At 72.3% G+C, this 22,464-nt stretch carries 17 protein-coding genes and 1 pseudogene; 14 read left to right on the plus strand and 4 right to left on the minus strand.

Going from position 1 to position 22,464, the window contains the following annotated elements; genetic code table 11:
• Nucleotides 1-5: 5 nt before the first annotated feature.
• Nucleotides 6-785, minus strand: a complete 780-nt coding sequence (locus AB0946_RS10225) for a class I SAM-dependent methyltransferase (RefSeq protein WP_366760283.1) — start codon at nucleotides 783-785, stop codon at nucleotides 6-8.
• A gap of 194 nt (nucleotides 786-979) precedes the next feature.
• On the opposite strand from AB0946_RS10225, the gene AB0946_RS10230 reads away from it, so the two are divergent.
• The gene (locus AB0946_RS10230) at nucleotides 980-2,794 is read left to right on the plus strand and encodes a prolyl oligopeptidase family serine peptidase (RefSeq protein WP_366760284.1); all 1,815 of its coding nucleotides are present in this window, start codon (nucleotides 980-982) and stop codon (nucleotides 2,792-2,794) included.
• A gap of 2 nt (nucleotides 2,795-2,796) precedes the next feature.
• Here AB0946_RS10230 and AB0946_RS10235 read toward each other — a convergent pair whose 3' ends face one another.
• Entirely contained in the window at nucleotides 2,797-4,632 is a 1,836-nt protein-coding gene (locus AB0946_RS10235) for an NAD(P)-binding protein (protein ID WP_366760285.1), read from the minus strand.
• A gap of 158 nt (nucleotides 4,633-4,790) precedes the next feature.
• Here AB0946_RS10235 and AB0946_RS10240 point away from each other — a divergent pair, with 158 nt between their 5' ends.
• The gene (locus AB0946_RS10240) at nucleotides 4,791-5,801 is read left to right on the plus strand and encodes a permease (RefSeq protein ID WP_366760124.1); all 1,011 of its coding nucleotides are present in this window, start codon (nucleotides 4,791-4,793) and stop codon (nucleotides 5,799-5,801) included.
• Nucleotides 5,798-6,502 carry a TIGR03943 family protein gene (locus AB0946_RS10245; protein ID WP_366760125.1) on the plus strand — a complete coding sequence of 235 codons (705 nt, stop codon included), beginning with the start codon at nucleotides 5,798-5,800 and terminating at the stop codon, nucleotides 6,500-6,502. The genes AB0946_RS10240 and AB0946_RS10245 overlap by 4 nt, the downstream gene beginning before the upstream one ends.
• Nucleotides 6,503-6,524: 22 nt before the next feature.
• Here AB0946_RS10245 and AB0946_RS10250 read toward each other — a convergent pair whose 3' ends face one another.
• Entirely contained in the window at nucleotides 6,525-8,591 is a 2,067-nt protein-coding gene (locus AB0946_RS10250) for an NAD(+) synthase (RefSeq protein ID WP_366760126.1), read from the minus strand.
• 146 nt (nucleotides 8,592-8,737) lie between these two features.
• On the opposite strand from AB0946_RS10250, the gene AB0946_RS10255 reads away from it, so the two are divergent.
• The 7 genes from AB0946_RS10255 (at nucleotide 8,738) to AB0946_RS10285 (ending at nucleotide 15,823) form a co-directional block, all read left to right on the plus strand.
• The gene (locus AB0946_RS10255; protein ID WP_366760127.1) at nucleotides 8,738-9,142 is read left to right on the plus strand and encodes a hypothetical protein; all 405 of its coding nucleotides are present in this window, start codon (nucleotides 8,738-8,740) and stop codon (nucleotides 9,140-9,142) included.
• A gap of 249 nt (nucleotides 9,143-9,391) precedes the next feature.
• Nucleotides 9,392-9,481 carry a K(+)-transporting ATPase subunit F gene (kdpF, locus tag AB0946_RS10260; protein WP_037629700.1) on the plus strand — a complete coding sequence of 30 codons (90 nt, stop codon included), beginning with the start codon at nucleotides 9,392-9,394 and terminating at the stop codon, nucleotides 9,479-9,481.
• A 7-nt stretch (nucleotides 9,482-9,488) separates the two neighbouring features.
• The gene (gene kdpA, locus AB0946_RS10265; RefSeq protein ID WP_366760128.1) at nucleotides 9,489-11,150 is read left to right on the plus strand and encodes a potassium-transporting ATPase subunit KdpA; all 1,662 of its coding nucleotides are present in this window, start codon (nucleotides 9,489-9,491) and stop codon (nucleotides 11,148-11,150) included.
• A gap of 32 nt (nucleotides 11,151-11,182) precedes the next feature.
• On the plus strand, nucleotides 11,183-13,282 hold the full coding sequence (kdpB, locus tag AB0946_RS10270) for a potassium-transporting ATPase subunit KdpB (RefSeq protein WP_366760129.1): 2,100 nt from the start codon (nucleotides 11,183-11,185) through the stop codon (nucleotides 13,280-13,282).
• A 5-nt stretch (nucleotides 13,283-13,287) separates the two neighbouring features.
• Nucleotides 13,288-13,920: a potassium-transporting ATPase subunit C gene (locus AB0946_RS10275; RefSeq protein WP_366760130.1), complete on the plus strand. Its 633-nt coding sequence runs from the start codon at nucleotides 13,288-13,290 to the stop codon at nucleotides 13,918-13,920.
• 137 nt (nucleotides 13,921-14,057) lie between these two features.
• Nucleotides 14,058-15,032: an ATP-binding cassette domain-containing protein gene (locus AB0946_RS10280; protein WP_366760131.1), complete on the plus strand. Its 975-nt coding sequence runs from the start codon at nucleotides 14,058-14,060 to the stop codon at nucleotides 15,030-15,032.
• Nucleotides 15,029-15,823, plus strand: a complete 795-nt coding sequence (locus tag AB0946_RS10285) for an ABC transporter permease (protein WP_366760132.1) — start codon at nucleotides 15,029-15,031, stop codon at nucleotides 15,821-15,823. Before AB0946_RS10280 ends, AB0946_RS10285 begins: the two co-directional genes overlap by 4 nt.
• Nucleotides 15,824-15,861: 38 nt before the next feature.
• Here AB0946_RS10285 and AB0946_RS10290 read toward each other — a convergent pair whose 3' ends face one another.
• Nucleotides 15,862-19,185: a BTAD domain-containing putative transcriptional regulator gene (locus tag AB0946_RS10290; RefSeq protein WP_366760133.1), complete on the minus strand. Its 3,324-nt coding sequence runs from the start codon at nucleotides 19,183-19,185 to the stop codon at nucleotides 15,862-15,864.
• 171 nt (nucleotides 19,186-19,356) lie between these two features.
• Here AB0946_RS10290 and AB0946_RS10295 point away from each other — a divergent pair, with 171 nt between their 5' ends.
• The 4 genes and pseudogenes from AB0946_RS10295 to AB0946_RS10310 all read left to right on the plus strand — a co-directional run.
• Nucleotides 19,357-19,701, plus strand: coding sequence for a hypothetical protein (locus AB0946_RS10295; protein WP_366760134.1), 345 nt, complete (start codon nucleotides 19,357-19,359; stop codon nucleotides 19,699-19,701).
• Between the two features lie 18 nt (nucleotides 19,702-19,719).
• Entirely contained in the window at nucleotides 19,720-20,178 is a 459-nt protein-coding gene (locus tag AB0946_RS10300; protein WP_366760135.1) for a hypothetical protein, read from the plus strand.
• A 377-nt stretch (nucleotides 20,179-20,555) separates the two neighbouring features.
• Nucleotides 20,556-21,959, plus strand: a complete 1,404-nt coding sequence (locus AB0946_RS10305) for a VanZ family protein (RefSeq protein WP_366760136.1) — start codon at nucleotides 20,556-20,558, stop codon at nucleotides 21,957-21,959.
• A 156-nt stretch (nucleotides 21,960-22,115) separates the two neighbouring features.
• Nucleotides 22,116-22,330, plus strand: a pseudogene (locus AB0946_RS10310) (site-specific integrase); the annotation flags it as partial.
• Nucleotides 22,331-22,464: the final 134 nt, after the last annotated feature.

A 22,464-nucleotide genomic window follows, 5' to 3' on the forward strand; every position in this document is an offset into this window, starting at 1 on the left:
TCGGGTCAGTCCTTGCTCGCCCTCAGGGAGTAGATCAGGGGGATGCGCGGATGGTCCGCCGGGAACCTGTGGTAGCCGTCGCGCACCTCGAAGTTCCCGAAGCGCGGGAAGAGCGACACGTCGTGCTCGTGCAGGAACTCGATGCGCAGCCCGGCCGCGGCGAGCGCGGAGACCACGTCCCCGAGCGGGTGCTGCCACTCCACGCTGCGGTTGTGGACGGTGACGGCGCCCAGGTCGGCGTAGGTGCCCGGTTCGTTCCACACCTGCGCGTCCCGGGTGAAGTAGTCGCGCACGATCCGGGTGCCGGTCTCGTCGTCCCGGGTCTCGGTGATCGGGTGGAACTCGGCGAGGTAGAGGAAGCCGCCGGGCGCGACGAGGGAGGCGGCCGTCTCCGCCCAGCGCCCGAGGTCCGGCAGCCAGCAGAGGGCGCCCAGCCCGGTGTAGACGATGTCGTACGACGGCTCGGGCACCGCCCCGGCCGCGTCGTACACGTCACTGGTGACGAAGGCGGCCCGGTCGGGGCCGTACCCGAGGTCGGCGGCGAGCGTGCGGGCCGCCTCCACCGCGGGTCCGGAGAAGTCCAGGCCGACGACGCGGGCGGCGCCGCGGTGGAGCCAGGAGAGGGTGTCGGTGCCGATGTGGCACTGCAGGTGCAGCAGCGACTTCCCGGTGACGTCCCCGACCTCCGCCCGCTCGAAGTCCCGCAGGTCGTCCCGGCGGGTGCGGAAGCCTTCGAGGTCGTAGAAGGACCCGGCGACGTGGAGGGGCACCCTCTCGTCCCACATGGCCTTGTTGTCCTCGCGCCAGCCTTCGGGGACGGACGGGGACGAGTGCTCCGGCGCCGACGGGGACGACGGCCCCTCGGGTATGGACGGGGAAGTGGCGGAAACGCTCATGCCGCGGAAGTTATCCACAGGCTGTGCGGTCCCGCCACCCAATTGTCGGCGCGGCCAGGCACTATGGGCGCATGACTGGGGCCATGAACGACGGCGGTACGCCGACCACGCAGCACACAGCGGACATGCCGGACTGGGAGAAGCGCTTCCGGGCGCCGCGGGTGTCGCTGCCGGACTGGGCGGAGGACGCGCCGGACCGCTCCCTGTTCGTGTCGAACGCGACGGGGACGTACGAGCTGTACGCGTGGGACCGGGCGACGGGCGAGCAGCGCCAGGCGACGGCCCGGCCGAACGGCACGACGGACGGCGTGCTCTCCCCGGACGGCGCCTGGATCTGGTGGTTCGACGACAAGGACGGCGACGAGTTCGGCATCTGGCGCCGCCAGCCGTTCACGGGCGGCCCGGACGAGCCCGCCGTGCCCGGTCTCGACCCGTCCTACCCGGCCGGCCTGGCCCTGTCCCGCGACGGCCGCACGGCGGTCGTCGGCCGCTCCACGGACGAGGAGGGCACGACGATCCACCTGGCCCGCGAGGGCGCGGACCCGGTGGAGATCTACCGCCACCGCGAGTCGGCGGGCGTCGGCGACCTCTCGCACGACGGCTCCCTGATCGCCGTGGAGCACACCGAGCACGGCGACGCCATGCACGCGGCCCTGCGGGTGCTCCGCCCGGACGGCACGACGGTCGCCGAGCTGGACGACACCAGGGGCGGCACCGAGGAGCTGGGTCTGGAGGTGCTGGGCTTCGCCCCGGTCGACGGCGACACGCGGCTGCTCATCGGCCACCAGCGCCGGGGCCGCTGGGAGCCGCTGGTGTGGGACGTGGCCACGGGCGAGGAGACCGACCTGGCCCTCGACCTGCCCGGCGACGTCAGCGCCGAGTGGTACCCGGACGGCTCCGCCCTGCTCGTCGTCCACGGCTTCGAGGCCCGCAGCGAGCTGTTCCGGTACGACGTCGCGACCCGCGAGCTGACCCGCATCCCCACCCCGCCCGGCACGGTCTCCGGGGCGACGGCCCGCCCCGACGGCAGCGTGGAGTACCTGTGGTCGTCGGCCGCCGAGCCCCCGGCGGTCCGCTCCACGACCGGCGGTGTGGTCCTGGACCCCCCGGGGATGGCGTGTCCGGCGTCGGTGCCGGTGGAGGACGTGTGGGTGGAGGGCCCCGGCGGCCGCATCCACGCCCTGGTCCAGAAGCCGGCGGGCGCCACGGGCCCCCTCCCCACCGTCTTCGACCTGCACGGCGGCCCGACCTGGCACGACAGCGACTCCTTCGCCGCCGGCCCGGCCGCCTGGGTCGACCACGGCTACGCGGTCGTCCGCATCAACTACCGCGGCTCCACCGGCTACGGCCGCGCCTGGACGGACGCCCTCAAGCACCGGGTCGGCCTGATCGAGCTGGAGGACGTGGCGGCGGTGCGCGACTGGGCGGTCTCCTCCGGTCTCGCCGACCCCGCCCGCCTGATCCTGACCGGCGCCTCCTGGGGCGGCTACCTGACCCTGCTCGGCATCGGCACCCAGCCGGAGGCGTGGGCGCTGGGCATCGCGGTGGTGCCCGTCGCGGACTACGTCACCGCGTACCACGACGAGATGGAGTCCCTGAAGGCCATGGACCGCACCCTGCTGGGCGGCACCCCGGAGGAGGTCCCGGAGCGCTTCGAGGCGTCGTCCCCGCTGACGTACGTCGACCAGGTCAAGGCCCCCGTCTACCTCTCGGCGGGCGTCAACGACCCGCGCTGCCCGATCCGCCAGATCGACAACTACGTCAAGAGACTGGAGACCCGGGGCGCGGTCCACGAGGTGTACCGGTACGACGCGGGGCACGGCTCGCTGGTCGTGGACGAGCGGATCAAGCAGGTGAGACTGGAGCTGGAGTTCGCGGCACGGCACCTGCCGGCCTAGGGTCAGCGCAGCTCCGCGAGGCCTCTCCGGGTGGCGGCGACGACCACCCGGTCGCCCTTCCCCAGCACATGGGAGGACGCGGTGTCGGCGCGGCCCAGCAACGCCAGGACCCGCCAGGACCCGGCCCGGAAGGCCTCCCGCACGGTGCGCCCCTCCAGCTGGGGATGCCCGTCCACGTCCACCGCGGCGAACAGCAGCACCCTGCGCTCCACGGCCACGGCCCCGAGCACCTGCCGCCCCAGCATGGCCCCGGCGAACGCGGGGGCGGCCAGGTGGGTGACGCTCCGGCTCCGGGTCAGCGCCTGCGGGTAGGCGGTGCGCAGGGTGCGGTACACGGCGGTGGCGAAGTCGTCGTCGTACAGCCGCAGCACCACCCGCAGATCGGGCCGTACGGTCCGCGCGTAGAGCACGGCCTCCAGGTTGGTGGTGTCGGAGCTGGTCACCGCGAGCAGGGCCTGGGCCCGCTGGATCTGGGCGGCCTCCAGGACGCCCTCCTGGGTGACGTCCCCGAGCACCACCGGCACCCGCAGCCGGCGGGCGGTCGCGAGGCCCCGCGCCTCCGGGTCGGACTCGACGCACACCACGGGGATGTTCAGTTCCCGCAGCCGGGTCAGCACCCGGGTGCCGATCTTGCCGAGCCCGAGCAGGACGACGTGCCCGCTCAGGCCACGCGGCGGCTTGCGCAGGGCGGAGGCGGTGCGGAAGGTGCCGAACGCCTCCAGCGCCGCGGCCAGCAGCACCGGCAGCAGGAGCAACCCGACGAGCGCGGACAGGAGTTGGAGGAGCTGGCGGCCCAGGGGCTGTCTGAGGGCCGGGTCGTCGATCGCGAACAGGTCGAGGAGGGTGATGTAGAAGGCGCGCAGCGGATGGATGCCGGTGACCACCCACAGGGCGACGGCGAGGCCCACCACACAGCCGGCGAGCACGGCGAGGGTCCAGCGCAGCCGCCGGGAGAACAGGGAGCCGAGCGGGGGCACGCCGGTCATCGCGCGACGGGCGGGCGCGGCGGACTCGCCACCGGCCGGGGCGGAGACGTGTTCCAGCACCACCGCCTGCCGTCCGGCGGCCTGCCGGACCTCCTCGTCGTCGGGGAGCAGCCGGGGCTGCTGTTCCCCGGCGCCGTACGGGCCGTCGGCCCCGGCCGGGTCGCCGCCCGAGAGCAGCGCGAGGGTGTGCAGCCCGGTGTCGGGACCGTCCACGGACAGCGGCCGTTCCACGGCCCGCAGCAGCAGGCCCTCGGTCTGCACGACCCTGCTCGTGCCGGCGACGGCGGTGGCGGCCAGCGCGGGTGCGGCGGTGTCGGCGTCGGACAGCACGGTGGTGGAGGCCTCGGTGACGGTGCCCGGGCCGCCGTCGTCCCCGGCGGCCAGCGCGGCGGCCTGGTCGAGGAGTTCCTCGATGTGCTGGCCCAGCCGCCGGTTGTAGAGGCGCAGGACGAGCCGCAGCCGGGGGTTGAGCCGACGGGCGGTCAGGGCGGCCCGGATGTTGGTCTCGTCGTCGTCGTACACCAGGGCCAGCGCGGCGGCCCGGGCCACCCCGGCCTCGGCGAGCACCGCCTCGGTCAGCTCGGCGGCCTCCAGCACCCCTTCCCCGTCGGGGGGTTGGCCGGCCGGCGTGCCGGCGCCCTGCCCGCCCGGGCCGGAGCGGCCGACGGTGCCCACGGCGGCGCTGACGACGCGGTCGAACAGCGCGGCCGACGCGGACCGGGCGCGGCCGACCACCGGGGGCCGCACGGTGCGCTCGTCCGGCGGCACGACGAGGGTGACCTGCTCGCCGTACACTCCGCGCAACTCGGCGGCCAGCCGGTGCGCGAGACCGTCGTCCCCGCACACCACCATGTGCGCCGGCCGGGATCCCGGCCCCCCTTGATACGGAACGCTCGCCACGAGGGAAAAGAGTGCACCAAGGAGCGGGGTGGTTCCAGCGGCGGTCTGAACGCCCGTGCCGGGGCCCGCGTAGGGGAGGGGAGGGAGAGCAGCAGCCGGAGGGAACCGCCGTGACCATCACCGACAACGCCCCGCCGGATACGGACGTCGGCCGTGCCGGGCCCCCGCGGAGCCGGCGGCTCAGCTCCCCGCTGGCGCTCACCCTGACCCTCCTGACCGCCGTGCTCGCGCAGTCGCCGATCCGCGGGGCCCTCGGCACCCCGCTGATGCAGAGCTGGACCACCGTGTTCGTGGCGGTGACCGTCCAGGCACTGCCCTTCCTGGTGCTGGGTGTGCTGCTGTCGGCGGCGATCGCGGTGTTCGTCCCGGCGTCCTTCTTCGCACGCGCCCTGCCGCGCCGGCCCGCCCTCGCCGTGCCGGTGGCGGGGGTCGCGGGCGCGGTGCTGCCGGGCTGCGAGTGCGCGTCGGTGCCGGTGGCGGGCGCCCTGGTCCGCCGGGGCGTGACCCCGGCCGCCGCCCTGGCCTTCCTGCTCTCCGCGCCCGCGATCAACCCGGTGGTGCTGACCGCCACCGCCGTGGCCTTCCCCGGGCACCCGGAGATGGTCCTGGCCCGGTTCCTGGCGAGCCTGCTGGTGGCCTGCGCGATGGGCTGGCTGTGGCAGCGGCTGGGCCGGACGGACTGGCTGCGCACCCCGGCCCACGGCGCGCACGAGGGAGCGACGAAGGGGGAGGCGTTCTGGGGCGCGGTCCGGCACGACGTCATGCACGCGGGCGGCTTCCTGGTGCTGGGCGCGACGGCCGCGGCCACGCTGAAGGCGGTGGTCCCGGCGGACTGGCTGCGCACGGCCGCCGGCACCCCGCTGGTCTCGGTCCTCGCCCTCGCCGTGCTCGCCGTCCTGCTGTCGATCTGCTCGGAGGCGGACGCGTTCGTCGCCGCCTCCCTCACCCAGTTCTCCCCGACGGCCAAGCTGGTGTTCCTGGTGGTGGGCCCGATGATCGACCTCAAGCTGTTCGCGATGCAGGCCGGGACCTTCGGCCGCGGCTTCGCGCTCCGGTTCGCGCCCGCCACCTTCGCGCTGGCCGTCGCGGGCGCCGTGCTGACCGGGGCGGTGCTGCTGTGAACCGCCAGGCCCAGGCGGCCGTCCTGTTCCTGCTCGGCGGCGCGCTGCTGCACGCGGGCACCACCGACCTGTACCTGAGGTACGTCAAGGCGGGCCTGCGCCCGCTGCTGCTGGCCGCGGGCGCGGTGCTGATCGCGGCGGCCCTGGCGACGGCCTGGTACGAGCGCCGGCGCGACCGGGAGCGGCACCGGCACCCCGAGCCGCGTGTCGCCTGGCTGCTCCTGCTGCCGCTCCTCGCCCTGATCCTGATCGCACCGCCGGCCCTCGGCTCCTACAGCGCCCTGCGCTCCGGCACGGCCCTGCAGAAGCCGTACGGCTACGGCCCGCTGCCGGCGGGCGACCCGGTGCCGCTGTCCGTCGTCGACTACGCCTCCCGCGCGGCCTACGGCCACGGCCGCTCCCTGCACGGCCGTGCCGTCCGGGTCACCGGCTTCCTGGCCCTGGACCACGCGGGCCGGCCTTACCTGGTCCGCATGGCCCTCAACTGCTGTGCCGCGGACGCCCAGCCGGTGAAGATCGCGCTGACCGGCGCGCTGCCGCCGGTCCTGCGCCCGGACGCCTGGCTGGAGGTGACGGGCACGTACGCCCCCGGGCTCACCCACGACCCGGTCAACGACGGCCCCATCCCCTACCTGAAGGTCACCGCGACGCGTCCGGTGCAGGCCCCGCGCGACCCCTACGACGAGACCTGGAACACCTGACCGGCGGTCGGCCCGGCCCCGGCTACCGGCCGGCCGCCGCGCCGTCGAAGTCGAAGCGGGCGAGGTCCCTGAGCCACACCTCCGCGTTGCCGTCCGAGGGGGCCCGCCAGTCGCCGCGCGGGGAGAGGGAGCCGCCCGCCGACACCTTCGGGCCGTTCGGCATGGCCGAGCGCTTGAACTGCGAGAACGCGAAGAAGCGGCGGCAGAACACCTCCAGCCAGTGCCGGATCTCGCGCAGGTCGTACGCCACCCGCTTGGCCTCGGGGAAGTTCGGCGGCCAGGCGCCCGACTTCGCGTCGTGCCAGGCGTGCCAGGCCAGGAAGGCGATCTTCGAGGGCCGGAAGCCGTAGCGCAGCACGTGGAAGAGGGTGAAGTCGTGCAGCGCGTACGGGCCGATCTTCGACTCGGTGGACTGCATCTCCTCGCCCGGCACCAGCTCCGGGCTGATCTCGGTGTCCAGGATCGCGGCGAGGATTCCGCCGGTCTCCTCGTCGAACTGACCGCTGTTGATGACCCAGCGGATCAGGTGCTGGATGAAGGTCTTCGGCACCCCGGAGTTGACGTTGTAGTGGCTCATCTGGTCGCCGACGCCGTACGTGGACCAGCCGAGCGCCAGCTCGGAGAGGTCGCCGGTGCCGAGGACGATGCCGCCGCGCTGGTTGGCCAGCCGGAACAGGTAGTCGGTGCGCAGACCGGCCTGCACGTTCTCGAAGGTGACGTCGTACACCGGCTCGCCGGAGGCGAAGGGGTGCCCGATCTCCTTCAGCATCAGCCGCGCGGTCGGCGTGATGTCCAGCTCGGCCGCGGTGACGCCGAGCGCCCGCATCAGCTTGTGCGCGTTGTCCTTGGTGTGGTCGCTGGTGGCGAAGCCCGGCAGGGTGAAGGCCAGGATGTCGCTGCGCGGCCGGCCCGCGCGGTCCATCGCCCGGGCGGCGACGATCAGCGCGTGCGTGGAGTCCAGACCGCCGGACACGCCGATGACGACCTTGGGGCCGCCGATCGCCGCGAGCCGCTGCTGGAGCCCGGCGACCTGGATGTTGTACGCCTCGTAGCAGTCCAGGGCGAGCCGCTCGGGGTCGGCGGGCACGAACGGGAAGCGCTCCACGCGCCGGCGCAGCCCGAGGTCGGTGAGCGGCGGGTCCAGCTCGAAGGAGACGGTGCGGAAGTCACCGGTGCGGGCGGCGTGGGTCCGGCGGTTGTCGTCGAAGGTGCCCATCCGGTGCCGCTCCTGCCGCAGCAGGTCGAGGTCCACGTCCGCGACCGCGTACTGGTCGCCGAGCGGGAAGCGCTCGGTCTCGGCGAGCAGCACCCCGTTCTCGTAGATCATGGTCTGCCCGTCCCAGGACAGGTCCGTGGTCGACTCGCCGAGGCCGGCCGCAGCGTAGACGTACGCGGCGAGGCAGCGCGAGGACGCCGAGCGGCACAGCAGCTTGCGGTCCTCGGCCCGGCCGACCGTGATCGGGCTGCCGGAGAGGTTGACCAGCACCGTCGCCCCGGCCAGGGCCGCCTCGGCGCTCGGCGGCACCGGCACCCACATGTCCTCGCAGATCTCCGTGTGCAGCACCAGCCCGGGCACGTCCTCGGCGGCGAACAGCAGGTCCATCCCGAACGGCACCTCGGCCCCCGCGACCCGGATCGTCCCGCCCCGCTCGTCGTGCCCGTCGGCGATCTGCCGGCGCTCGTAGAACTCGCGGTAGGTCGGCGGGTACGACTTCGGTACGACACCGAGGATCCGGCCGCGGTGCACGATCACCGCGCAGTTGTAGATCCGGTGGCGGTGGCGCAGCGGGGCGCCGACCACCAGCACCGGCAGCAGCTCCGCCGACCCGGCCACGACGGTCCGCAGGGCGGCCTCGACCTGGTCGAGCAGCGCGTCCTGGAGCAGCAGGTCCTCGATGGAGTAGCCGGTCAGGCCCAGCTCGGGGAAGACGGCGACGGCGACGCCCTCGTCCGCGCACCGGCGTGCCAGGCGCAGGACCGCTTCGGCGTTGGCCCGCGGGTCGGCGATGACGGTGTGGCCGGTGCACGCGGCGACCCGCGCGAAGCCGTGGCTGTAGAGCGACCAGAAGTTCAACGGGGCTTCCTTCATGTCAGGAAGCCTAGATCCCGGCCGCGCCGGGCTCCTCGGGCACTCCGGTCCGCCGAGGTACCCGGGGCGGGGTCCGCCGGGGTACTCGGGCGCATCTGAGTACGCGCACTCTGGGCGGTGCCGGTGCGGACCGGAAGGCTGGAGGCATGCGCCAAGAACTCCTGAAGCCTGTTCTCCGGATGCTCCCGGCCCTCGCGTCCGCCCTGGTCGCTCTGGCGGCGTGGGCCGCCTGGCTGGGCTGGGACCAGCGGCGGGACGTCCACGCGGACGGCTCGACGACCGGCCCGTACGAGACCTGGCAGGTGATCGGGCTGGTGCTCACGCTGCTGGTGCCGGTGTACTGGGCCGTGTCCCGGGGGCTCACCGCGAGCGCGGTCCTCGGCACCACGGCCGGGCTGACGGCCGCGGCCTGGTACGACTGGTCGGACGACGCCAGCGGCCTCTTCGTGATCGGCGTGGGCCTGGTCGCGATCGGCAGCCTCGCCGGGACCGCCTCCGTCTCAGCCGTGATCGTCCTGACCGGGCGGGGGGTGCGCCGTGCCGCGCCCTGACCGGCGCGACCTCACGGCACGGGGTGACCCCCCGCGGGCCGGAGGCGTAAGAGCCGCGTCAAGGCCGCACGGGCGGCCGTAAGAGGGCCGTCAACGGGTGATGCGTTCGGGCCGGCCGGGAGTTCTCCTCGTAGCGTCCGTTTCGCCGAACCTCATTCAGGAGTCCGCGATGGCCGATACGGCCTTCGTCCTCACCGTGCTCGCGGCTTTCGCGCTCGTGGCCCTCGTCGCCAAGGGGGTGACGAAGCTGTGACCGCCGAGACCGTCGTCGGCCTGGTCGTGGCCGTCGCCCTGCTGGGCTATCTCGTCCTCGCCCTGGTCTTCCCGGAGAGGTTCTGAGCGCCCCATGGGTCCCGTACCGGCCGGCGTGCTCCAGCTGCTCGCCCTCCTAGGCGCTCTCACGCTCGCCTACGTCCCCCTCGGCACCTACATGGCCCGGGTCTACTCCTCACCGCGGCACCTGCGCGTGGAGAAGTGGATCTACAAGGGCATCGGTGCCGACCCCGACACCGAGATGACCTGGCCCGCGTACCTGCGCGCGGTCCTCGCCTTCTCGGCCGCCGGCGTCCTCTTCCTCTACCTGCTCCAGCGGCTCCAGGGCGTGCTGCCCGGCTCGCTCGGCTTCTCCTCCGTCGACCCGGCGCAGTCCTTCAACACGGCCGTGTCGTTCGTGACCAACACCAACTGGCAGTCGTACTACGGCGAGCAGACGATGGGTCACGTCGTGCAGACCGCCGGCCTGGCCGTGCAGAGCTTCGTCTCGGCCGCCGTCGGCATCGCCGTCGCCGTGGCGCTGGTGCGCGGCTTCGCGCGGTCCCGCACCGGTGAACTGGGCAACTTCTGGTCCGACCTGGTGCGCGGCACCGTGCGCGTCCTGGTGCCGCTCGCGGCGGTCGCCGCCGTCGTGCTGGTCGCCTGCGGGGTGCTGCAGAACTTCTCCGGCATCCACGCGGTGGGGCAGTTCATGGGCGGCTCCCAGCAGTGGAACGGCGGCGCGGTCGCCTCGCAGGAGGCCATCAAGGAACTGGGCACCAACGGCGGCGGCTACTTCAACGCCAACAGCGCCCACCCCTTCGAGAACCCCACCCCGTTCACCAACCTCTTCGAGATCTTCCTCATCCTCGTCATCCCGTTCTCCCTGACCCGGACCTTCGGCGTCATGGTCGGTTCGGTGCGGCAGGGCTACGCGATCCTCGCCACCATGGGCGTCATCTGGCTGGGCTTCGTCGCCCTGATGATGTGGACCGAGTTCACCCACCACGGCCCGGCGCTCCAGGCCGCGGGCGGTGCGCTGGAGGGCAAGGAGGTCCGCTTCGGGGTCGGCGGCTCCTCGATCTTCGCGGTGTCGACGACGCTCACCTCCACCGGCGCGGTGGACTCCTTCCACTCCTCCTTCACCGGCCTCGGCGGCGGCATCACGATGCTGGGCATGATGCTGGGCGAGATCGCGCCCGGCGGTGTCGGCTCCGGCCTCTACGGCATCCTGGTCATGGCGGTCATCGCGGTGTTCCTCGCCGGCCTGATGGTGGGCCGTACGCCCGAGTACCTGGGCAAGAAGGTCGGCGCCCGGGAGATGAAGCTCGCCGCCTGCTACCTCCTCGTCACCCCGGCGCTGGTGCTGGTCCTCGCCGCGGCCTCCATGGCGCTGCCGACCCCGCCGCACTCGCTCCTCAACTCCGGCGCGCACGGGTTCTCCGAGGTGCTGTACGCCTTCACCTCCGCCGCCAACAACAACGGCTCGGCCTTCGCCGGGCTCAACGCGAACACCGACTGGTTCAACACCACGACCGGGCTCGCCATGCTGTTCGGCCGGTTCCTGCCCATGGTCTTCGTCCTGGCGCTGGCCGGCTCGCTCGCCGGGCAGCGGCCGGTGCCGGTCACCGCGGGCACCCTGCACACCGGGAAACCGCTGTTCAGCGGCCTGCTGGTGGGCGCGATCCTGATCATCACCGGTCTCACGTACTTCCCGGCCCTGGCGCTGGGACCGCTCGCGGAAGGGCTCGCGTGATGACCACCCGTACGAAGAAGCCAGAGGACTCCATGTCCACAGTCACACCCACCCGGGCACCGGGCAGCGACGTGCCGACCGCGCACCGGCCCGCGCAAGGCCGTGTCGGAGCCGGTCTGTTCGATCCCCAGCAGCTGGTCAGGGCACTGCCGGAGGCGTTCCGCAAGCTGGACCCGCGGGTGATGGTCAAGTCGCCCGTGATGTTCGTGGTCTGGATCGGGTCGGTGCTGACCACCGCCTTCTCCTTCCAGGACCCGGGCGACTGGTTCGGCTGGACCATCAGCGCCTGGCTGTGGCTGACCGTGCTCTTCGCCAACCTGGCGGAGGCGGTCGCCGAGGGCCGGGGCAAGGCGCAGGCCGACACCCTGCGCAAGGCCAGGACGGACACGGTGGCGCGGCGGATCGCCGGGGACCGTGAGGAGCGGGTGCCCGGCACCGGGCTGCGGATCGGCGACCTGGTGGTCTGCGAGGCCGGCGACGTGATCCCCGGCGACGGCGATGTCGTCGAGGGCGTGGCGTCGGTGGACGAGTCGGCGATCACCGGCGAGTCCGCGCCGGTCATCCGTGAGTCCGGCGGCGACCGCAGCGCGGTCACGGGCGGTACGAAGGTGCTGTCCGACCGGATCGTCATCAGGATCACGACGAAGCCGGGCGAGACCTTCATCGACCGGATGATCGGCCTGGTCGAGGGCGCGGCCCGGCAGAAGACGCCGAACGAGATCGCGCTGAACATCCTGCTGGCCTCGCTGACCATCGTCTTCCTGCTGGCGTGCGCCACACTGCCGCCGTTCGCCGCCTACGCGGGCACGCACCTGACCCTGGTCGTCCTGGTCGCCCTGCTGGTCTGCCTGATCCCGACCACCATCGGCGCCCTGCTCTCCGCGATCGGCATCGCGGGCATGGACCGGCTGGTGCAGCGCAACGTCCTCGCCATGTCGGGCCGTGCGGTCGAGGCCGCCGGTGACGTCTCCACCCTGCTGCTGGACAAGACCGGCACCATCACCCTCGGCAACCGCCGGGCGGCGGAGTTCGTGCCGGTGCGCGGCACCACCGAGGCCCAGGTGGCCGACGCGGCCCAGCTCTCCTCGCTGGCGGACGAGACGCCCGAGGGCCGCTCGATCGTCGTGCTGGCGAAGGAGAGGTACGGGCTGCGCGAGCGCCACCAGGGCGAACTGGCCGGAGCCGAGTGGATCGCCTTCACCGCCCAGACCCGCATGTCCGGTGTGGACGTCGGCGGGCGCCGCGTCCGCAAGGGCGCCGCCGGTTCCGTCATCGCCTGGGTGGAGGATCGGGGCGGCGAGGTCGCCGGGGACGCCCGGGCACTGACCGACCGGATCTCCGAGGCCGGCGGCACGCCGCTGCTCGTCGCCGTCGACGACGCCGGCGGGGCACGGGTCCTCGGCGTCATCCACCTCAAGGACGTCGTCAAGGAGGGCATGCGCGAGCGGTTCGGGGAACTGCGCCGCATGGGCATCAGGACGGTCATGATCACCGGCGACAACCCGCTCACCGCGAAGGCCATCGCCGGGGAGGCGGGCGTGGACGACTTCCTCGCCGAGGCCACCCCCGAGGACAAGATGGCCCTCATCAAGCGGGAGCAGGCCGGCGGCAAGCTGGTCGCGATGACCGGCGACGGCACGAACGACGCGCCGGCCCTCGCCCAGGCGGACGTCGGCGTGGCGATGAACACCGGCACGTCGGCCGCCAAGGAGGCCGGCAACATGGTCGACCTCGACTCCGACCCGACCAAGCTCATCGAGATCGTGGAGATCGGCAAGCAGCTGCTGATCACGCGGGGCGCGCTGACCACGTTCTCCATCGCCAACGACGTCGCGAAGTACTTCGCGATCATCCCGGCCCTCTTCGCGGCGGTCTACCCGGGCCTGGACAAGCTGAACATCATGCGGCTGTCCTCGCCCGACTCCGCGATCCTGTCGGCCGTCGTCTTCAACGCGCTGATCATCATCGCGCTGGTGCCGCTGTCGCTGAGGGGCGTGCGGTACCGGCCGATGAGCGCGGACCGGATGCTCCGGCGCAACCTCGCCTTCTACGGCGTCGGCGGACTGATCGCGCCGTTCGCCGGCATCAAGATCATCGACCTGATCGTCTCACTCGTCCCCGGGATCCGGTGAAGGACATGAACCACACCTTCGCGCACACCGCGCGGCTGCTCGGCGCGGGGCTGCGGGCCCTGCTGGCGCTGACCGTGCTCACCGGCGTCCTGTATCCGCTGGCGGTCACCGGTGTCGCCCAGGCGCTGTTCGCACACCAGGCGAACGGCTCCGAGACCAGGGCGGACGGCAAGGTCGTCGGCTCGTCCCTGATCGGCCAACAGGACTACGGCCTCAGGTACTTCCAGCCCCGCCCCGCCGACGGCCTCGGACAGAACTCGGTCAACAAGCAGTACAAGCTGATCCTGTCCGGCGCGACCAACCTCGCCGCCGACAGCAAGGTGCTCCTCAAACAGGTCGAGGACGCCAAGGCCGCCGTGGTGCGGGACAACTCGGTCCCCGGCCACCCGGTCAAGCCCTCCCAGGTCCCCGCCGACGCCGTCACCTCCTCCGGCTCCGGCCTGGACCCGGACATCTCCCCGGCCTACGCCCGACTCCAGGTCCGCCGGGTGGCCGCACGCAACCACCTGCCCGTCCCCCGGGTCGAGCACCTGGTCAGGGCCCACACCACCGGACGCACCCTCGGCTTCATCGGGGAACCCCGGGTGAACGTCCTGGAACTCAACACCGCGCTCAAGGAGCTGGTGGCGAAGGGGTGACGGGACCGGCGGCTCCGCGCCGGCTCATGACCCGCACCACGCGTGGGACCGCGGGTTTCACCGCCCCGGTCCCGCCCCCGGGCGGCTGAAACCGCGCTGAAGCCACGCTGAACCGCCCGGGCCGCACGCTCTGCGGCATGACGACGACGAACGCGGACGAACTCGCGATCGCGGCCACCGGGCTGCGCAAGTCCTACGGGGACAAGACCGTCCTCGACGGCATCGACCTCCACGTGCCCGCCGGCACCGTCTTCTCCCTCCTCGGGCCCAACGGTGCCGGCAAGACCACGGCGGTCAGCATCCTGTCCACGCTGATCTCCGCCGACGGCGGACAGGCACGGATCGCCGGGCACGATCTCACCACCGAGGCACAGGCGGTGCGGGCCGCCATCGGGGTCACCGGTCAGTTCTCCGCCGTGGACGGGCTGATCACCGGCGAGGAGAACATGCTCCTGATGGCGGACCTGCACCACCTCTCCCGCCAGGAGGGACGGCGCGTCACCGCCGGGCTGCTGGAACGGTTCGACCTCACCGAGGCCGCGAAGAAACCCGCCTCCACCTACTCCGGCGGCATGAAGCGCCGCCTCGACATCGCCATGACCCTGGTCGGCAGCCCGCGGATCATCTTCCTGGACGAACCGACCACCGGCCTCGACCCGCGCTCCCGCCACACCATGTGGCAGATCATCCGCGAACTGGTCTCCGGCGGCACGACCGTCTTCCTCACCACCCAGTACCTGGAGGAGGCCGACCAGCTGGCCGACCGGATCGCCGTGCTCGACGGAGGAAGGATCGTCGCCGACGGCAGCGCCGAGCAGCTCAAGCGGCTCGTCCCCGGCGGACACGTGCGGCTGCGCTTCTCCGACCCGCAGGCGTACGAGCAGGCGGCCACCGCGCTGCGCGAGGCCACCCGGAACGACGAGGCGCTCACCCTCCAGATCCCCAGCGACGGAAGCCCGCGCGAACTGCGCGCCATCCTCGACTGGCTCGACGCCGCCGGCATCGAGGCCGGCGAACTGTCCGTCCACACCCCGGACCTGGACGACGTGTTCTTCGCCCTCACCGCGACCCCCGTGCCCGCCCAGTCCACCGACAAGGAGACCGCCCGATGAGCGCCGCCGCCCAGCCCTTCCGCGACAACCTCACCATGCTGCGGCGCAACCTGCTGCACGCCCGCCGCTACCCCTCCCTGACCCTCAACCTCCTGCTCACCCCGGTCATCCTGCTGCTGCTCTTCGTCTACGTCTTCGGCGACGTGATGAGCGCCGGCATCAACGGCGGACACGCGGACCGCGCCGACTACGTCGCCTACCTGGTCCCCGGCATCCTGCTGCTGACCGTGAGCATGACCTCGCTCGGCACCGCCGTGTCGGTGGCCACCGACATGACCGAGGGCATCATGGCCCGGTTCCGCACCATGGCGATCTCCCGCGCCTCCGTGCTGATCGGCCACGTGCTCGGCAGTGTCATCCAGACGCTGATGGCCCTGGTGCTGCTGCTGGGCATCGGCCTGGCCATCGGCTTCCGGCCCGACGCGACGCCGCTGGAGTGGCTCGCCGCCGCCGGGCTGATGACGCTGGTCAGCCTGGCGCTGACCTGGCTCGCGGTCGGCATCGGCCTGGTGAGCCCCAACGCCGAGGGGGCCAGCAACACCGGGACGCCCCTGGTGATGCTGCCGTTCCTGTCCAGCGCGTTCGTGCCGGTGGACGCCATGCCGGGCTGGTTCCGCTGGTTCGCCGAGTACCAGCCGTTCTCGCCCGCCATCGAGACCCTGCGCGGACTGCTGCTCGGCAGCGGCATCGGCACGAGGAACGCCGTGCTCGCCGTCGCCTGGTGCCTGGGGCTGACCGTGCTGGGCTACCTGTGGTCCAAGGCGCGGTTCAACCGGGAGCCGCGGCGGTGAGGCCGGCGGCGCTCGGCCGGCGCTCGGCCCCTCGGGGCTCACCCGCCGCTCAGCTCCCGCAGCGCCGCCGCCCGCAGCTCCTCCCGCCCCAGGGCGGCGTACCTCGACCTCGCGTCGGCGTACGCCGCCCTGTCGGCGTTCTCCGCGGCCTGCCGGGACCGGGCCGAGGACAGGGTCGGGAAGTCCCGCACCACCGGCATCCGCTCCGCCAGCGCCACCAGCCGCACGGCCGACGTCTCGCCCCTGGCGAGCCCGGCGAGCCCGAGCGCGAGCAACACCGTGCCGTAGACCGGCAGTTCGACGGGGGAGCCGGCGGCGGAGGGGCCGGGGGAGGCGGACGGGGGCGTGGGGCTCGGGGAGCCGGAGGGGCCGGGGGAGGCGGACGGGGTCGCGGGGCTCGGGGAGCCGGAGGGGCCGGGGGAGCCGGGCGAGCCGGAGGAGCTGGAGGTGCCGGGGGAGCCGGAGGTGGACGCGCCCTCCGCGCCGCCCACGTGGGACGCGCCGGACGCGCCGGACGCGCCGGACAGCATCCCCACAAGCCGTTCCCGCAGCTGCCCGGCCAGCCCGGCCACCGGCTCCAGCCGGCCGTGCTGCGCGTGCGCCGCCAGCGCGACCGACTGCACCTGGAGCGACCACGGATGCACGAACGGATCACCGGCATGCAGCACGCTGTCCTCCCGCACCCGTTCCGCCGCCCGGCGCCACAGACCGAGCCCGACCTCCGTCAGCCCCCGGGCCAGCGCGATCTCCGCCCGGGCCAGCAGGTCGGGGGTGTAGATCTGCGGCGACTCGGGCGGCTGTTCCAGGGCCGCCAGCCCCAGCCAGTACTCCGCCTCGTCCACCTCCCCGCGCTGCAGACAGGCCAGCACCAGCCCCCAGCGCACACCCACCGAGTCCGACCAGTCGCCGAACCGGTCGAGCGCACCGAGCGCGGCGCGCAGATGGTCGTACGCCTCGGCGCCCCGCTCGGACTGGAGGCACAGCTCGCTGATCCGCCCGTGACAGAGCAGCTGCATGGTGGGGTTGGCGAGCGGCTCCAGCGCGTCGAGCATCCGGCGGGCGTACTCCAGAGCGCGCTCCGTCTCGTGCGCCGCGTCCCACACGTAGCTGGCGAAGCACGCCGCCACACCCGCCAGCAGGGGTTCCTCCGCGTCGCACAGCTCCCGCAGCAGCGCGTACTCCGGCGGGTGGATGTCCGGTACGGCGCACAGCACGACGGCCAGCGCCCGCAGCAGCGTGTCCGGCGGGGCGGGCGGCAGCCGGCGCAGCGTCACCAACTGCCGTACCGCGTGCGGGCCGTGGGCCATGAAGAGGCTGGCCGTGCAGACGGCCGCCGCGGTGCGGGCGGGTTCGACGTCCTCGGGGCCGGGACGGAAGCGGGACAGCGGCCCGCCGGTGTCGGCGATGAGGGCGGCGAGCCGGGTGAAGTGGGAGTCGGTGGCCCACAGGGAGGCCAGTACGGCGGTGAGGGCGGTGGTGGTGGGCCCGTCGGAGCGGGCCAGCGCGTACCGCAGGGCGAGGACGAGGTTGTCCTGCTCGGCCCGTATGCGGGTCCAGGAGGGTGCCGGGTCGCTGCTGAACAGCACGTCGTTGTGCTCGCGGCCGAAGTCCCGGGCCCAGCGCAGGAACCGGTCGGTCACCGCCTCCTCCTCGCCGGCCTCGGCCCGCCGGGCGGCGCCGAACTCGCGCAGGGTCTCCAGCATGCGGAACCGCGTGCCGGACGGGCCGTCGTCCACCCTGATCAGGGACTGGCCGGCCAGCTGCTCCAGCAGGGACAGCGTGTCCCCCGTCCCGCCGAGCAGGTACTCCGCCGCGTCCTCGGCGAAGCCGCCCGGGAACACCGACAGCGCGCGCAGCGCGGCCCGGCCGTCGGGCTCCAGCAGGTTCCAGCTCCACTCGACCACGGCGTGCAGCGTGCGGTGCCGCTCGGGCGCGTCCCGGGCGCCGCCGCGCAGCAGCGCGAAACGGTCCCGCAGACGGCGCGCGATGTCGGCCACCGAGAGCACCCGCACCCGGGCCGCGGCCAGTTCCACGGCGAGCGGCAGCCCGTCCAGGTGGCGGCAGATCTCGGCGACCCGGTCGGCGGGCAGGTCCACACCGGGCCGGGCCGCCCGCGCCCGCTGCTCGAACAGCTCGACCGAGGTGGCGAGGGACAGCTCCGGCAGGGCGTACACGGACTCCGAGGTCAGCCCCAGCGGGGCCCGGCTGGTCGCGAGGACGCGCAGCTCCTTCGACCGCGACACCAGCGCTTGGACGAGGTCGGCCACACCGCCGATCACCTGCTCGCAGTTGTCCAGCACCAGCAGCGTGGGCCCCGCCCCCAGCGCGCCGACGATGCCGCTCACCGCGTCGCCGCCCCCGGTGAACTGCCGGCCCTCGCCCGCGCCCACCGCCGCGGCCACCTCGGCGGCCACGTCGTCGTCGGCGGTGACACCGGCCAGCGGGACGAAGTGCACCACGGGCTGCTCGGCAGCGCGGCTCACCGCATGGGACAGCCGGGTCTTGCCCAGCCCGCCGGGGCCGACGACGGTGACCACCCGGGCCACGCGCAGCATCCCCGCCACGGCCGAGATGTCGGCGCTCCGCCCCAGCAGCGGATTCGGCTCGTGCGGCACGCCCTGCCGGACCCGGGGCGCGTCCGCGCTCAGCAGCTCCTGGTACAGGGCCCTGAGCCCGGGACCCGGATCGGTACCCAGCTCCTCGCGCAACCCCCGCCGATAGGCGTCGTACCGGGTCAGCGCGGCGGCCCGGCCCGCGGTGTCCGCCTCGCACCGCAACAGCTCCGCCAGCACCTCCTCGTCCCGCGGCAGCTCCCGGGCCAGTTCGGCCAGCGGCGCCGTGGCCTCCTCCCGCCGCCCCAGCCGGGCGAGCGCGAGCGCACGGGAGCGCACGAGCGAGCGGTGTGCCCGGAGCCGGTCGGTGCGGAGCGCCACCACCGGATCGTGCAGGTCCTCGCCCGCCCCGGCTCCCACGCTCCCGTCCCACAGGGCCAGGCCCGCCTCGGCCTGCGCCAGGGCACCCGCGTGATCCCCGGCCCGCGCCCGCGCGGCGCTCGCCGCCTCGTGCAGCAGCAGGGCGGAACTGTCGACCTGCGCCTCGTCCAGCGCGAGCCGGTACCCCGTCGGTGTACTGACGACCAGTTCCCCGCCCACCTGCGCCCTGAGCCGCGACACCAGCACCTGCACGGCCTTGCCGGGCCGCTCCGGCAGCCCGTCCGGCCACAGCCCCTCCACCAGCCGCCCGGTACTGCACCCGGCCCGCAGGTCCCCGGCGAGCAACGCCACCAGCCCCCGCAGCCGGGGAGCGGTGATCCCCCGCCCACGACAGGCGACTTCGGACAACAGAGCCAACTCGGTGGTCACGCGTGAAGACTAGCCACCCAGCGCTCTCGCGGGAGGAGTGGCGTTTCATCCGCCGACGCTCGTGGGGAGCGACCGGAGTGCCATTTGCCCTCCCGCCGGCATCGGGGGCCACGAAGGACCGTGCCGCCAGTCCGGCGGAGAAACCCGTCCCGCAAGGCGCGCAGGGCCGGCATGACGTTTCCTTTACCCGCCTGCCCTATGGTCGTCAACCGCAGCCGCGAACCGGGGGAGGCGACGGCGATGGGCGACGGCAAAGTGCCCGGCAAGGTCCTGGACATCAAGACCGCCGACATCAAGGCGGCGGCACCGGCCTTCCACCAGGGCGCCATCGATCTGAGCAAGGCGCTGACCACGCTCATCCAGACACTGGACGGCCTGGGCGAACCCTGGGGCCACGACGAGCAGGGCGACGCGTTCGGCAACGCCTACAAGCCTGCTCGGCCTGACGAGCGGGTCGGCGACACCGCTCCGACGGAACTGCCCGATCCCAGGCTCGTCACCGTGACGGTGCGGTGAGGCGGAGAGGACCGCGGCTTGAGATTCGTCGACACCCACTGGGACGGCTCGGGATTCTTCCTGGACCCGTCCGCCTACGTGGCCGAGCTTCCTCGTCTGCGCGGGCTGCTGCCGCCGGGCGCCTGGGCGTTCGCCTCCGACCCGGGGCACTACGACATTTCCCGCGCCGACCGGTGCGTCAAGGACCTGGAACTGGCCGCCATCCGTCCGGCGACCGACAAGAGCGGACGGCTGGACCTGGACTTCACGCCCAACGCGTTCAAGCACGACTGCGGCCTGCGCATCAGCTACTCGGGCGTGAAGCACTTCTCCATTGATTACGCGCATGCCATCGACTGGATGCTGGTCGACACCGTGCTCCTCGACGAGATCCTCCCCGACGAGGACGGCGGCTGCGTGCACGAGATCGCGCTCACCGACGCGTCGATCACCGTGCGCTGCGAGGACCTGCACGCCGTGTGGGGCGACGCGAGCTGAGGGGGTGACCGGGATCGTCACTCGCTCGGAGGTCCTTGGCCGGCCGTCCGTACGGGAGGAGACCGAGGATTCCGAGGCGGTGTTACGTGAGTTCAACCGGCGGTGTGGCCGTGCCGAGGTCCGACTCACGCGGAGGGACCAGCCACTACGCCGGTGCCGTCTCCATCAGTTCGGACCAGAATAAGAGCCACACGTGGCCGCTGTCGGAGAGCTCCTACTGTACGAGCACAATCGGCCTGCTTACCTACTCCGGTGGCACGTACAAGACGCCTTCCTCGCACTGCTGAACCACAGCCCCGAACGCCCCGTCTACCAAGGCGGGGCTTTCCCTCTCTCGGCCCTGCTCTCCTCGACATAACCACGCAAGGAACCGCGCCGTGTTTTCCGCCGTCTTTCAACACCATGTCGGCTATCTGGCCGTCTGCACACTGATCGGCCTCATCCTCGGCGGCGCATCATGGACGCTCGTCCGCAAGCGGGGAAACCCTCACGGGGCGTGGTGGTCCGGGCTCGCCTTCACTCTCACCGGCGTGCTCGGCGTCACTTTCATGGACGGTGGCTCGGCCAGCGGCGTGTGCGTCCTCAACCATCGATTCGCCGAACCCTTCCACACCACTCAAGGGTTATGGAACCTCGCCATGATGGTGCCCGTCGGCGCCTGCGCACTACTGGCCATCCGCCACCCGCTGCCTGTCCTCGTCGGCGTCATCGCGCTGCCCCTGGCCATCGAGTTCACTCAGGCCACCGTCAACGGCCTGGGTCGCGTGTGTGACAGCTCGGACGCCCAGATGAACATCATCGGCGGGTTGATCGGGCTCACCGTTGTCGCGGTTGTGCTCACTGTCCGCCACTCGCTCGCCTGGCAGACGGGAACCAAGGACGCCTTGATCACTTTCGCGGCGCTGCTCCTCCTGAGCTTGGGAGTGGCACGTGCAATGCTCGACTTCACGAACGTGGATGGCAGCAGCCTCGCCGGCGCAAGTGCCGACCAGAAGCAGGCGGTTGAGGCTGCTGTCAAGGAGGCGTTCGGTGACCACTACAAGATAGGCCAGCAGTACGCGCAGCCGTGCGTGGGCGCCTCTTGCACCAACATCATCTTCAACCTGCACAGTCGCGAAGAGGGGCACTCCGAGGACTTCGGTACCGGCAGCCTTTCCTGGCCGGACAAGAAGCACCTGAACGTACTGCTGGAGAACAGCGACCGCCCCACCGTCATGGGATACCCAGTGGGGGGCACGAAAGCACCCTCTACCGGAGCAGCAGCTTCTCGAATTGCGAAGTCGTACGCCCAGAGAAAGTATCCTTGGGCGATGGGTGCGACCATGAGTGAAACGTCCGCTGTGGGTGCAAAGGCCGAACTCGGCTGGATCACGAGCTGGAGATGGAAACAAAACGACGTTCTGATGCCCAGGATGCTGGACGTCCAGGTGGACAGGGCCGGGCATGTATCCCAGATTGACGTCACCCTTGGTCCGACCCGGGTAAAACTTCCCCAAACCAAGCTTGACGCCGTGCAGGCCGAAAAGGAAGTGGACAAGGCGGTGGCGGTACAACTCCAGGCCAATGGAAACACTGGCGCAGAATTCCATGCCAAAGCAGTTACTGTAAAAGCGGTCGAACAAGACGGTAATTGGCGACCCAGCTGGCTTGTGAACGTGACGTGGCCCAGTAACGGACAAAGCGATGATCCGCAGGAGCAGGCACCGGTTTATACGTACCGCGTGAACGCGCTGACTGGGCAGGTGTACGACGCAGCCGGACAGCCCCTCAGAACCAACTGACACCCAGCACCGGCGTGTTGCGATCCTGGGCCACCGCTCCGCAGGGCGGTTTCAAGATCCAGCGTTGTGCGGCTGGTCGGGGAGTGACCGGTTGGGGTGCGCAGAAGGGCAGGCGCGGGCTAGGGCAAGCGGGGCGCCCCTCCAAGGCGCTCACCCGACGCGGCCGACGTCCGCCGGGCGTTCGAGGGCATCGACGGGATCAACGCCGACGAGTGGACGCCTCTTCGTCTCGCTGCTCTCCGGCCAGGGCGTCCCTCTGGAGGAGATCTCTCGGCTCGTCGGGCATTCCGGGACGGCCGTGACCGAGGAGGTCCACCGCAAGCAGGTCCGGCCCGTCATTCCAGACTGGAGCTGTGGTCATGGGCGGCATCTCCTGCACGCAAAACGGCGGCCGTAAGTACGCGGAAAGCGGTAGTCACGCACACAGAAACAGATCAGCCACCTCCCAACGTTGGGAGGTGGCTGATCTGCTACTTCGGCTGTCGGGGTGGCGGGATTTGAACCC

It is taken from the genome of Streptomyces sp. NPDC046870 (genome assembly GCF_040704595.1).
GTDB lineage: Bacteria > Actinomycetota > Actinomycetes > Streptomycetales > Streptomycetaceae > Streptomyces > Streptomyces argyrophylli.

Bases quoted from the DNA above. Each gene is read 5' to 3' on its own strand.
- AB0946_RS10225 (WP_366760283.1), bottom strand. From the start codon at position 785: ATGTGGGACGAGAGGGTGCCCCTCCACGTCGCCGGGTCCTTCTACGAC.
- AB0946_RS10230 (WP_366760284.1), top strand. From the start codon at position 980: ATGAACGACGGCGGTACGCCGACCACGCAGCACACAGCGGACATGCCG.
- AB0946_RS10235 (WP_366760285.1), bottom strand. From the start codon at position 4,632: ATGGTGGTGTGCGGGGACGACGGTCTCGCGCACCGGCTGGCCGCCGAG.
- AB0946_RS10250 (WP_366760126.1), bottom strand. From the start codon at position 8,591: ATGAAGGAAGCCCCGTTGAACTTCTGGTCGCTCTACAGCCACGGCTTC.
- AB0946_RS10255 (WP_366760127.1), top strand. From the start codon at position 8,738: ATGCGCCAAGAACTCCTGAAGCCTGTTCTCCGGATGCTCCCGGCCCTC.
- kdpA (WP_366760128.1), top strand. From the start codon at position 9,489: ATGGGTCCCGTACCGGCCGGCGTGCTCCAGCTGCTCGCCCTCCTAGGC.
- kdpB (WP_366760129.1), top strand. From the start codon at position 11,183: ATGTCCACAGTCACACCCACCCGGGCACCGGGCAGCGACGTGCCGACC.
- AB0946_RS10275 (WP_366760130.1), top strand. From the start codon at position 13,288: ATGAACCACACCTTCGCGCACACCGCGCGGCTGCTCGGCGCGGGGCTG.
- AB0946_RS10280 (WP_366760131.1), top strand. From the start codon at position 14,058: ATGACGACGACGAACGCGGACGAACTCGCGATCGCGGCCACCGGGCTG.
- AB0946_RS10285 (WP_366760132.1), top strand. From the start codon at position 15,029: ATGAGCGCCGCCGCCCAGCCCTTCCGCGACAACCTCACCATGCTGCGG.
- AB0946_RS10295 (WP_366760134.1), top strand. From the start codon at position 19,357: ATGACGTTTCCTTTACCCGCCTGCCCTATGGTCGTCAACCGCAGCCGC.